This window comes from Snodgrassella sp. B3882, from assembly GCF_026535915.1.
GTDB lineage: Bacteria > Pseudomonadota > Gammaproteobacteria > Burkholderiales > Neisseriaceae > Snodgrassella.
The window spans coordinates 853,662-865,946 of sequence record NZ_JAFNPF010000001.1 but is presented as its reverse complement, the minus strand read 5'-3'; the positions used below and the strand labels follow the sequence as shown (position 1 = coordinate 865,946).

General features: G+C 40.3%; 10 protein-coding genes. 2 read left to right on the top strand and 8 right to left on the bottom strand.

Annotated features, from left to right (window positions below; translation table 11 throughout):
- Positions 1–8: 8 nt before the first annotated feature.
- The 8 genes from J3U68_RS03705 to J3U68_RS03670 all read right to left on the bottom strand — a co-directional run bounded on the left by J3U68_RS03705 (position 9) and on the right by J3U68_RS03670 (position 10,349).
- A complete protein-coding gene (locus J3U68_RS03705; protein WP_267374741.1) occupies positions 9–731 on the bottom strand; it encodes a uroporphyrinogen-III synthase in 723 nt (240 codons plus the stop codon).
- Positions 731–1,660 (bottom strand): hydroxymethylbilane synthase, encoded by a 930-nt coding sequence (gene hemC / locus J3U68_RS03700; protein ID WP_267374739.1) that lies wholly within the window; start codon positions 1,658–1,660, stop codon positions 731–733. Before hemC ends, J3U68_RS03705 begins: the two co-directional genes overlap by 1 nt.
- Positions 1,661–1,743: 83 nt before the next feature.
- Positions 1,744–2,457, bottom strand: coding sequence for an SIR2 family NAD-dependent protein deacylase (locus tag J3U68_RS03695; protein WP_267374737.1), 714 nt, complete (start codon positions 2,455–2,457; stop codon positions 1,744–1,746).
- Positions 2,457–3,662 carry an acetylornithine/succinyldiaminopimelate transaminase gene (locus J3U68_RS03690; protein ID WP_267376203.1) on the bottom strand — a complete coding sequence of 402 codons (1,206 nt, stop codon included), beginning with the start codon at positions 3,660–3,662 and terminating at the stop codon, positions 2,457–2,459. Before J3U68_RS03690 ends, J3U68_RS03695 begins: the two co-directional genes overlap by 1 nt.
- 493 nt (positions 3,663–4,155) lie before the next feature.
- A complete protein-coding gene (gene htpX / locus J3U68_RS03685; protein ID WP_416384654.1) occupies positions 4,156–4,950 on the bottom strand; it encodes a protease HtpX in 795 nt (264 codons plus the stop codon).
- Positions 4,951–5,217: 267 nt separating this feature from the next.
- A complete protein-coding gene (locus J3U68_RS03680) occupies positions 5,218–6,477 on the bottom strand; it encodes a glutamate-5-semialdehyde dehydrogenase (protein ID WP_267374733.1) in 1,260 nt (419 codons plus the stop codon).
- A gap of 147 nt (positions 6,478–6,624) precedes the next feature.
- A complete protein-coding gene (gene ppk2 / locus J3U68_RS03675; protein WP_267374731.1) occupies positions 6,625–7,560 on the bottom strand; it encodes a polyphosphate kinase 2 in 936 nt (311 codons plus the stop codon).
- A gap of 416 nt (positions 7,561–7,976) precedes the next feature.
- Positions 7,977–10,349, bottom strand: coding sequence for a penicillin-binding protein 1A (locus tag J3U68_RS03670; protein WP_416384625.1), 2,373 nt, complete (start codon positions 10,347–10,349; stop codon positions 7,977–7,979).
- 139 nt (positions 10,350–10,488) lie between these two features.
- Between J3U68_RS03670 and pilM the strand changes: the two genes are divergently transcribed.
- Complete coding sequence (gene pilM / locus J3U68_RS03665; RefSeq protein ID WP_267374729.1) at positions 10,489–11,577, top strand: type IV pilus biogenesis protein PilM; 1,089 nt, start codon at positions 10,489–10,491, stop codon at positions 11,575–11,577.
- Position 11,578: 1 nt separating this feature from the next.
- Positions 11,579–12,271, top strand: a complete 693-nt coding sequence (locus tag J3U68_RS03660) for a PilN domain-containing protein (RefSeq protein ID WP_267374727.1) — start codon at positions 11,579–11,581, stop codon at positions 12,269–12,271.
- Positions 12,272–12,285 lie beyond the last annotated feature (14 nt).

Sequence of the window (12,285 nt, the reverse complement as noted above, 5' to 3'; positions counted from 1 at the left end):
AGCATAAGCTATTCAGAACTGCATGAATGCAAATTGGCCAAGCCAAGTCGTAAATTCGGTACCAACATAGTTGATACACCGTATTCACACAATACATTTACAATGCGCGGATGATGAACCAAGTATAGCAAGCTTTTGCTCAAAGCGTGCAATTCCACTGGCAACTGATTAAACCATGCATTCACCGCTGCTACAGTAGTCAAATAAATCGCCTGTATATTTTTCTGCTGATAGAGCAAAGACCAATCCAGTAACTGGGGTACCCTTTCATATACCTCTGCTACTTCAGTGTTCCATCCATGAAGATGCAAATTGCCTTGCAACCAATCCCGTCCACCACAGCCTTTGATCAGCAAAACTTTACCTTGTCGAGCTTGCCAGAGTGGCAAACGTGCAACAGCTTCACTATCTTGTCCATCTTCTGGATAAATAATATGACGGAAACCAGACTGCGCCAAGGCAACTGCAGTACCCTCGCCAATGGCAACATGTTGACACGACAAATTCTTAGGCACGTAATTGGCTGCCTGATGAACCGCTCCTGGACTATTCCATAAGATAACATCTGTTTGCAGCGATTGATATTGAAGTTGAGAGAGCGCCGAGAGGACCGGCTTGAAATGTTGATACTCCATCAGCACGGGATGCCAACCGGCTTGCTGACAAATTTGCATATCATTTAGCGCTGACATACGTGGGCGCATAAGAATCAGAGTGGGTGGATGTTTCATCAGACAGATAATACCGCAGCAATCAGCTCATGTGCTCCTTGCTGAGCCAATTGTTTGGCCACTTGCACACCCAATTGTTCAGCTTCATCCCGAGGTGCACGAGCTACGGTCTGTAAAATCGTGGTTCCATCTAAGGAAGCCACCAATCCTGTTAATTCCAACCCATCATCTTTTTCCGCACAATAGGCTGCTAATGGAATTTGGCAACTCCCACCTAAAAGGCGTGCCATAGTACGTTCAGCAGTGATACATGCTGCAGTTTGAGCATGATGTAAGGGTTGTAATAAAGTAATCAAATCATCACGATGTTCTGCCACCTCTATCGCTAATGCGCCTTGCCCTGGAGCGGGCAGTACCGCTTCTGGAGGAAGACAAGTACGGATTCGATGCTGTAAACTGAGTCGTTCAAGCCCAGCCGCAGCCAGAATAATGGCATCATAATCACCACTATCCAATTTTTTTAGACGTGTCTGTACATTGCCGCGCAATGTTTTAATTTGCACATGCGGATAAAGCGCCTTAATTTGAGCAGCACGGCGCAAACTTGAGGTTCCAACAATGGCAGCAGGAGGTAAGTCAGCTAAATTGGCGAATTGATTAGAGACAAAAGCATCGAAAGGAACCATTCGTTCAGTGATGGCAGCCAATACAAATCCTGTTGGCATTTCCATCGGCACATCCTTAAGAGAATGGACAGCAATATCTGCAGTCTGCCGATACAAAGATTGTTCCAACTCTTTTATAAACAGACCTTTGCCACCAATCTTCGCTAAAGATTGATTTAATAACTGATCACCGCGCGTAGTCATCCCTTTAATCTGGACTGACAATTCAGGATACAACAGCTGCAATTGCTGCTGTACAAATCGCGCTTGCCACATTGCTAAAGCACTCTCACGACTGGCAATGACTAAACGATTCTGTGTCATAGTTACGCTGAACATTTAAAAAGTGTCTATTCTAACATTCGCCAGCCTAATTCTCATGAATTAGTCTTACTGCATAGAACTGATCATTTATCATTCTTACTCTCAATCAGTGAATTGACCAATGAAGCCACACCTACCTGTGCTGGTGCACAGATGACCTCTATATTATTTAGTCCTTGAGGGGGATTTGGATCCACCACAGTAATAGTTGCATCCGCTGCGGCATAGTGTAATAAACTTGCTGCAGGGTAGACTTGCAAAGACGTACCGATCACAATAACTTTATCTGCTTGTTGCGTCAGTCTAATGGCTTCATCAAACAATGGTACAGGCTCTCCAAACCAGACAATATACGGACGCATTAAAAATCCATCCGCATCGACATCTTCAAGAGTCTGGTCAGAAAAACAATCAACGATTACCTGTTCATTAACACTGCTTCTGGCTTTTAATAATTCGCCATGTAAATGCACCACATGTGAACTGCCTGCGCGTTCATGTAAATCGTCTACATTTTGCGTAATCACATCAACTTGATAAAACTCTTCTAACCGCACTAAAGCTTTATGTGCTTCGTTCGGACGGGCTGCCAGCATCTGTTTTCGTAACTGATTATAAAAATCCAACACCTTTTGTGGATCGCGTTTGAAGGCTTCAGGAGTTGCCACATCTTCCACTTTTTGTCCAGCCCATAATCCACCATGGTCTCGGAAAGTCTGCAACCCGCTTTCCGCGCTGATGCCTGATCCGGTCAGCACCACCACCTTTTCACGTACATTAGTCTGGTTTGATTTCATTACGCACCAACAAAAACTTGAATGGCTGATTGCAATCGCTGCAAAGCCTCATCCATATCTTCATCACTGAGCAGTAGACTGGGTGCCATGCGCAACACATGTCCACCTGCAATTAATACCATCAGACCCTGTTGTAGACATAATTGCATCAACTCTCCGGCTCGTCCATGAAACTTTTCAGCAAGAACACAACCAACTAATAAGCCCATGCCCCTTACCTCAGCAAATATAGCAAATTCTTGACCAATACGCGCCAATTGCGTTTGCAGTTTTTCACCCTGCTTCACAACATGATGCAACGTCTGCGCAGAATTAATCAGATCAAAAGCTGCACAGCCGACGGCACAAGCCAGCGGATTGCCACCAAAAGTACTGCCGTGGCTTCCCGGTGTAAAACTTTGCCCAACTTGATGCGTAGTTAACATTGCACCAATCGGAATTCCGCAGCCTAAGGCTTTGGCACTTGAAACGATATCTGGCACAACCTCATATTGAGTATGGGCAAACAAACTGCCGGTTCGTCCCATTCCAGTTTGCACTTCATCAAATATTAACAATGCCTGATGTTGATCACAAACCCGACGAGCCGTTTGTATAAATTCTTTAGTCGCCGGCAAAACCCCACTTTCACCCTGTACTGGTTCAATGACCACAGCGCAGGTCCTATTAGTGACAGCTGCTTGAATGGCAGTTACATCATTAAACGGAACATGACTGATGCCACTGGGTAAAGGGGCAAAATCTTCACTATACTTAGGTTGACCACCAACAGAAACAGTAAAAAGAGTTCTCCCATGAAAACCATTAACACATGCAACAATTTCATTTTTACCACTGTCTGCGCCGAAATGATCTCGGGCGAACTTACGTGCTAGTTTAAAAGCTGCCTCATTCGCTTCAGCCCCTGAATTGCAAAAAAACACTTGATCTGCAAATGAATTTTCAACCAAGCGTTGTGCCAGAGCCTGTGCCGGTTCAGTAGTGTAAATATTTGAAACATGCCATAACTTCTGCGCTTGTTCCGTTAAAGCAGCAATTAATAAGGGATGGCAATGACCTAATGCATTGACTGCTATACCACCAGCCATATCAATATACTCATTTCCATTAACATCCCATATACGACTACCCAATCCACGATCAGGCACAATTGGTGCAAAAGTAAAATTGGGTGTTAAATAATTACGCATGTTTTTCCCCTTCATTGACATAATAGCAATCTCTAATATCACATAACATCCATAGCGATTTATCTTGTCAATGACCGCAATTTAGAGAAACCAAATTCATTCAAAATTACTGGCAACAATTTCAAGGCAAAATAGAACAGCGACGCTTGGTAGCTCCACTCATCGCATAAAAATGCACCTTAGAGCACAACAAACCAATAGGCCGTCAATATGTACCATCTGAGAATTTCAAATTAGAGACCAATTAGCAGCAAAAATATAATAAATAAGACAATTATTTAAGAAAATTAAATATTTTTATAAATTTAAGTCCCTTAACTCCCCTGCCTACTCAACTTTGATTTAGCTGCTGTAAACAATAATAGCAAATCCGTTTTAGATGCCGCATATCGATTTTGACACCCTATCGCCATGAAAAAACACTATAGGCATTTCATACGCGCAATAGCTTTTTAACCAGTCAGACGGCAAACGCTTACATTAATAATGTAAATTCAATTCCAACCAATTACATTCCACGTAAACGCGCAATCCGATTATCCAGACTGGGATGAGTAGCTAAAAGAGAATCTTTAGAATCACTTGCAATACCAAAAGCGGTTAAACCTTCAGGTAAATCGCTGGAATCTCCTTTTAAACGCTGTAATGCAGCAATCATTTTTGGTGCACCGACTAATCGAGCAGCACATGCATCAGCACGATATTCACGATGGCGACTGAACCAAAGAACGATCAAACTGGCGAGAAAACCGAAAAGGATTTGTAAAACCATACTCACCAAATAATGAATACCGCGTTCAAGCGCCCTATTATTCTGACTTGACGCGATAATCTCAGCAATCTTATTGGCTGCAAAAAACACAAAAGTATTAATTACCCCTTGTATTAAAGTCATCGTGACCATATCACCGTTTCCCACATGCGCCATTTCATGTGCCAGCACAGCCTCTACTTCGTCTTGAGTCATACCTTCTAATAGACCCGTACTTAAAGCTATCAGAGATTTATTACGTGTTGGCCCGGTTGCAAAAGCATTCGGCACACTTGAAGAGTAAATGGCCACTTGTGGCATGGCAAGATTCCATTGATTAGCCTGATTGGCCACCGTATTTAAAAGCCATTTTTCAGTGGCATTTTGTGGCGTAGTAATAATTTGTGCATTAACACTGTGGATGGCGATTGTCTTTGACAACAATAAAGAAATGAATGAACCAGAAAACCCCACAATCACCGATACCACCAATAAAAGTTTGATATCGTGGAAGTATTTTGTCAGTCCAAAAACAGAAATAACAACGTTTATTACCAATATAATTGAGAAATTAGTCGCTAAAAACAATAATATACGTTTCACTCAATGCCCCATAAACTTCAAAATTGATTAGAAAATAACCTCACTCATTCAACTTCTACTTTTTGAATTAAATTAAACCTGCATTCCTTAGTTAAACTATTATTATCAAACCATTATAAAACCAAAATAAGTCAGATTTAGTTAAGTTTAATTTATTCCATATGCAACAACAATATCATATCATTAATTCGAATAATTTCTAGCTAAAAACCGTAGCTAAGAACGCACCTCTCCATGACCCAAAACAATCCATTTCTGACTAGTTAAACCATGCAACCCCACTGGTCCACGAACATGGATCTTATCAGTAGAAATACCAATTTCTGCTCCAAGCCCATATTCAAAACCATCTGCAAAACGCGTAGAAGCATTGACCATGACACTACTGGAATCAACCGCACGCAAAAATAACTGAGAATTGGCATAGTTATTGGTCACGATACTGTCAGTATGATGACTACCGTAATGATTAATATGCCAAATCGCAGCATTAATGTCTTTCACAACCTTGATAGAGAGAATCGGCGCTAAATATTCTGTAGACCAATCTTCCTCAGTTGCAGCACAGACCTTATCCTGCAAAATTTGTTGGGTTTCTGCACAACCGCGCAGTTGTACGTTTTTTGCAGCAAATTGTTGCTGTAGTATGGGTAATAGCTCTGCAGCTCGGTGCTGATGCAACAGTAATGTTTCCATCGTATTACAAGTGCCATAACGTGAAGTTTTGGCATTAACAGCAATATTTACCGCCATATCAGCATCAGCATCAGCATCGATATAAACATGGCAAATGCCATCCAGATGTTTAATGATGGGCACGCGAGCTTTTTCATTAACTCGTTGTACCAATCCTTTGCCACCACGTGGAATAATGACATCAATGTATTGTGGTAGCTGCAATAACACATCCACGCCAGCTCGATCCGTTTCTGTAATCAAACTAATGGTTGCTTTAGGCAAATCTGCTTGCTGTAAAGCTGCTGTAATAACTGCGGCAATGGCTTTATTGCTGTTGATGGCTTCACTCCCCCCCCTTAAAACACAACTATTACCAGATTTTAAGCACAAAATGGCGGCATCTAGCGTCACATTCGGACGAGATTCATAAATTATCCCAATCACACCTAACGGCACACGCATTTTGCCCAAGGTAAACCCGCTGGGCAAGGTGCGAAAATCATCCATTTCACCCACCGGATCTGGAAGCGCCATAACTTGCAATACACCTTGTGCCATTGCCTGAATATTCTTTTCAGTTAGCAAAAGACGATCTAGTAAAGAGTCTGCCAGACCTTTCTCTTGTGCTGCTTCCATATCCAGTCGATTGGCGTCAAGTATCGCACCGGTATTAGCAACCAATCCCTCAGCCATCAACGCCAAAGCTTTGTTTTTTTGTGCCGTCGACACCGTTGACAGTTCAAAATAAGCATCCTTAGCTGCTTTAGCAATTTGGGTAATATAATGATTAATATCCATACAACAAACTTCTAAAATGACAATTTATCTTAAAATAGGGTGCAGACCACATCATACACATAGATAAGATTTAGCAAAATATAATTTCAATTACAGATACACTAATCATCACTAATCCTATTAGAGTAGGGATAAATAAGTTTCCGCTTAACCAATATGAGTATCAGTAGAAATCTTGAATTGAGTTTGGGGTTGTAACACAATCAAATTATCCACCGTTCCAATCGCTTTAATATCCTTATTTGGATAATCCAATTGGGATAGAAAATGACGTATACAATTAATTCTTGCTCTCTTTTTATCATCAGATTTAATCACAGTCCATGGCGCGTCGCCGGTATGAGTATGAAAAAACATATCATTTTTAGCGGCAGTATAATCGTCCCAACGATCCAAAGATTGTATATCTACTGGTGACAACTTCCAATGCTTTAACGGATCATCTCGACGGGAAATAAATCGCCGTAGCTGCTCATCCCGCGATACCGAAAACCAAAATTTGAACAAATGTATGCCACTATTTACCAGCATTCTTTCCAACTCAGGTGTTTGACGCATGAATTGCAGATACTCATGTGGCTGACAAAATCCCATAACCCTTTCAACACCTGCACGGTTATACCAGGAACGATCAAAAAAAACGATTTCCCCATTTGTAGGTAAACGCTCAATATAACGTTGAAAATACCATTGTCCTCGCTCAATTTCAGAAGGTTTTTCCAAAGCAACCACTCTGGCACCACGAGGATTCAAATGTTCCATAAAACGTTTAATCGTTCCTCCCTTTCCTGCAGCATCCCTGCCCTCAAACAAAGCAACAATCTTTTGCCCGCATTCCTTAACCCAACTCTGCACCTTTAAAAGCTCTATTTGCAATTTCGCCTTTTCTTTTTCATAAGTCGTGCGCCGCATTCGTGTTCGATAAGGATAACTTTCTGGTAAAGGTGCGTAGCAGGAATCTTCATCACTAATTCGTTTTCCAGAGTATTTAAGCACACTATTTTCAAACACTGGCAACGATGAATTTGTTGATCCTGAATCTATCTCAACTTGCTGAGATAATGGAATAGCATGCTCACTCATTTTCAATCCTCCCACCTCAAAATACATTTAAATTATTTTTAAATTATTAATATTTAATCACAATATACTTTAATATTAAAGCATAATATTGATCAATTTAACCAAAAAATTAAATAATATCTGCTATAAATAAACAGATTATGAATAACAAAATTGATCAATTTAAAACCACAAAATCTCAATTTAAACTTACTTAAAATTCAATCAGTAGATCGCAACTCTTCCCGAAAAGTTATTCTCAATTGACTCCATTGAAGCCGATAAAATCTTATCCTTAAAATATACCTGCATCAGAATCCTGACAATCAACACCTAGCAACGGCTATCAAATAAAACTGGAATAATGACCTCATAGATAAAAAAAACAGGTAATCTCTTTCAGATTACCTGTTACATAATCAAAAAGCCTCAAAAAACTAGAACAAAGAGTCCAGCGGAGCATTTTGCCCTGGCTGTGCAGGAGATGGTGTCGGTGATACTAGATCGGTTGAACCATCGTCAGGGTTATCACTACCTCCATCATCCTCACTTCCACCACCATTCACGGGACCATCTGCACGATTATCCAGAGGTAAATCAGGATTAGTAGATTGGAACTCATTAAGGTAATAATCTCGACCTCGTTGAACCATTCCTGCCGGAACTGGCATCTTAACATTTGGCTGACCTTTAAGAGCATAACGCATATATTCAAGCCATACTGGCAGCGCTATCGTACCACCGAAAGCAGAACGTCCCATACTGCGCGGACGATCAAAGCCAATATAAACAGCGGTAACTAAATTAGGATTAAAACCAACAAACCAGGCATCTTTATTGTTATTAGTGGTTCCGGTTTTACCCGCGATGTCACTTCTACCTAGAGAACTGGCTTGGCGTGCAGTACCGAAATTCACCACATCCATCATCATGTGATACAAAACAAAAGCATTGCGCGGATCAATCGCCAAAGGTGCATTTTTCTTGGCAACCAAAGGTTGCATTTGTGCACGCAAATTATTATTACTATCGTAAATCTTATCAATCACATAATTAGATACTTTATAACCACCATTAGCAAAAACTGCATATCCCTCTGCCATTTGCATGGGAGTGACTTCTCCACTTCCTAAAGCCATAGATAAACTTGCTGGAATTTGATCAGCCTTAAATCCAAATCTTTGAACATATTGCTTAGCGTAATCAACACCTACAGCCATCAATACCCTGATAGAGACCATATTTTTAGATGCCGTCAATGCTTGTCTTAAAGTGATAAAACCTGCATAGCGACCGTCAGAGTTTTTAGGCGTCCAAGCCCGACCTCCAGGCCCCATCCCCGGTATTGAAATTGGGGCATCATTGACCATCGTTGACATAGTAAACCCTTTAGAGATCCCGGCTGAATAAATAAAGGGTTTGAATGATGATCCAGGCTGACGTTTTGCTTGAGTAGCTCGATTGAACTTACGGCGATTAAAATCATATCCACCAACTAAAGCTTTTACCGCTCCGCTTTGCGCATCTATAGCCACTAAGGCACCTTGTAATTCAGGCTGCTGTACAACGCGGTAGTTTTTACCATCTCCGCGAACATGTACCACAGATCCCACCTTAAGCGCATTTTCGCCCATAGACTGATTATTGATTGCGCGTTTTATCCAATTAAAGCTATTTCCAGTTATCTTCACCTCGCCAATTCCACCGATATATACCGCAATCGAATTGGAATTAATCGCCGTTACCACTGCCGGTACCATCCCATCTACAGGCGATCTGTAAACCAAAAATTGCTCAATCTCTTCAACCCGACTATCTTCAGGAATTTTACTTAAATCAAAAAAACCCTCTGCGCCACGATAAGCAGAGCCTCTATCATAATTGGCCAAAACTTTTCTCAAAGCCTGAGTCGCGACAGCTTGTTCCTGAGAATCAACAGTTGTATATACGCGGAAACCTTGGGTGTAGGCCGCATCCCCATACTTCTCAATCATTTGCTGACGAACCATTTCTGCAACATACAACGCATTTTGATTTATGGGTTGTTGATAATGTTGATAATGCAAAGGTTCATTGAAAGCCGCATCAGCCTGTGCCTGAGTAATCTTACCCAGTTCCACCATATTATTAAGAATATAGCGCTGACGTAGTTTGGCTCTTTTCGGATTAACAATAGGATTAAAAGTAGAAGGCGCTTTTGGCAATCCGGCTAAGATTGTGGCTTCAGCCAAATCCAAATTTTGCACCGGTTTATTGAAATATACTTGTGCTGCAGCAGTGAAACCATAAGATCGTTGACCAAGATAAATCTGATTAAAATACAGTTCTAGAATTTGATCTTTAGTTAAATGCTGCTCAATTTTATAGGCAAGTAGTGCTTCGTTAAATTTACGTGTGTAAGTACGTTCATTAGTCAGATAGAAATTTCTGGCTACCTGTTGCGTAATTGTACTGGCACCAGACTGCACACCTCCGGTCATATTCATGATTAATGCACGGGCAATACCAATCACATCAACACCACCGTGTTCATAAAACCGCTTATCTTCAGCTGCAACAACTGCATCTTTAAGAACCTGAGGAAAATCCTCAATCTTGGTGAACGCCCGCCGTTCTTCACCAAATTGACCCAAAAGTTTGCCGTCTGAAGAATAAATTTCCATGGGCATTTTAGGCTGATAATGCGTAACTGCTTCCAACGAAGGTAGCTTCGGATAAGTTACAAATACAGCAATGGCCACCAGACCTATAGCAAAAAGTCCTAGACCAACAAACAAACCGATAGCAGAAAGTAGTATTTTTTTAATCATAGTTAATTAAATTTCATTTAATGGCTGCGAAATATATTAAAAATAAAGTAAACTTTGTATCTAATTGTGTTAGAAATGCAACCTTTAATCCTTGAACAGTTAGTATCACTTAATTAATTACAAGACAGAAAGTCCTTTCATGAAAGTGAAAAAATTTAAACAAAATTCAAAGAATAAGAAGGTGGTAACAGCTTCTTCGAGGCAATCTCTTGGTATCAATTTCACTGACAAAAGTATCAATATGGTGTTATTGAGTGCTCGCAGTTTAAATCAATTTTATCTCGAAAAATACGTTATTGTGCCTTTACCTAAAAATATTATCGATAACGGTAGTATCGAAGATCATAATGAATTTGTTGCTCATTTACAACAAGCAAAAGATCGACTGCAAAGTAATTGTAAAAATATTATCGTCTCCATTCCACAAAAGTTAACCAACATCCAAGTTATTTCACATGACCCAGATCTGGAGTATACCGAAGAAGAACAAGTCATGATGGAATTAAGTCAATATGAATCTCTGGATGAAGCCAGCTATGATTACCAAAACATCATGACCAATGCTGAAGGTATTGAACAGGTCATGCTGGTCAGCGCCAAACGCGAAGATGTTAACCTGATCATGGATGTGTTTGCAGATGCAGATATCACACCTACGCAAATGGACGTTGATTTAATTGCCATCATGAATGCAGCAATTGGCTTCATTAACGCGGAACAACCTCAATTAGCTGATCAATGTGTCGCGGTGTTTAACATTGATTTAAATGGAACTCAGGCCATTATAATGCGTAATAGTGTTATGTTGTATAAACAGGAAATGAGTATTGGTTATGAGCACTTAATCCAGTCAATAAGACGCAATTATCAGCTTACAGACGATGAAGCATGGGATGTATTGTTTAGAAATTCAAAACCTGAAGACTATGACAAAACAGTCATTGAGCCATTTAAACAACAGTTTACGCAAGAAATACAAAGGGTTTTACAGTTCTATTTCACATCAGCCAGTCAGGAAAACGATATAGAAGAAATCATGGTATTTGGTTTTGAAGATAATCATGCCAATGATTTTGCAAGAGAAGTAAAACAGCAAACCAATATTTCTACCCAATTTCTCAATCCAGTGCTCATAGCACAGAATGACAACAGAATTGATGATGGAAAATTACACCAACAATGCGGATTATTAACCGTTGCTTTTGGATTAGCCGTACAAGGATTATAAAATGCTGCCATTGATTAAAATAAATTTACTTCCATATCGTGAAGCTTTGCTGGCTAAAAAGAAGAAACAGTTTCAAACCATTATGCTAGCAGCTGCATTGATAGGCATCGGTTTAGCCAGCTTCGGCTATTTTGTGATTGATACCATGATTAGTAGCCAACAACAACGAGTACAAGATCTTCAAGATGGTATCAAAAAACTGAATGATGAAATTGATCAGATCGCTATGCTTAATCAACAACGTGATAATTTTATTGCTCGACAAAAGAAGGTTGAAGAATTATCTAACAGACGTTTTGAAGCTGCTTATATCCTGGACACACTAAACACACTCACCCCATTAGGTTTGTATATAACCAGCATTGCAGCACAAAATCCGTCTACCTATATCATTACGGGCAGAGCTTATAGCGAAACTCGTATCGCAAATTTCATGTCAGCCCTTCCAGGTAGACTATTTGGTACACCACAATTACTTAACATGAAACGGGTTAATAATCTGCAAGAGTTCACTTTAAAAGTTGAATTGAATAATAACCCTGGTCAACTTGAAGCTTTACAGCAAGAACAAGCTGCTGATATCAACTCAAACTCAGCTAATAACAATCAAGATGTTCAGGTAGCTTCAAGTGAGACTTTATCAGCTAGCGGTGAAATACCAGCTAGTGCACCAACAACAGCAGCGTCTAATTAATGGAGCAGCGCAAC

Bases quoted from the DNA above. Each gene is read 5' to 3' on its own strand.
- J3U68_RS03705 (WP_267374741.1), bottom strand. From the start codon at position 731: ATGAAACATCCACCCACTCTGATTCTTATGCGCCCACGTATGTCAGCG.
- hemC (WP_267374739.1), bottom strand. From the start codon at position 1,660: ATGACACAGAATCGTTTAGTCATTGCCAGTCGTGAGAGTGCTTTAGCA.
- J3U68_RS03695 (WP_267374737.1), bottom strand. From the start codon at position 2,457: ATGAAATCAAACCAGACTAATGTACGTGAAAAGGTGGTGGTGCTGACC.
- J3U68_RS03690 (WP_267376203.1), bottom strand. From the start codon at position 3,662: ATGAAGGGGAAAAACATGCGTAATTATTTAACACCCAATTTTACTTTT.
- J3U68_RS03680 (WP_267374733.1), bottom strand. From the start codon at position 6,477: ATGGATATTAATCATTATATTACCCAAATTGCTAAAGCAGCTAAGGAT.
- ppk2 (WP_267374731.1), bottom strand. From the start codon at position 7,560: ATGAGTGAGCATGCTATTCCATTATCTCAGCAAGTTGAGATAGATTCA.
- J3U68_RS03670 (WP_416384625.1), bottom strand. From the start codon at position 10,349: ATGATTAAAAAAATACTACTTTCTGCTATCGGTTTGTTTGTTGGTCTA.
- pilM (WP_267374729.1), top strand. From the start codon at position 10,489: ATGAAAGTGAAAAAATTTAAACAAAATTCAAAGAATAAGAAGGTGGTA.
- J3U68_RS03660 (WP_267374727.1), top strand. From the start codon at position 11,579: ATGCTGCCATTGATTAAAATAAATTTACTTCCATATCGTGAAGCTTTG.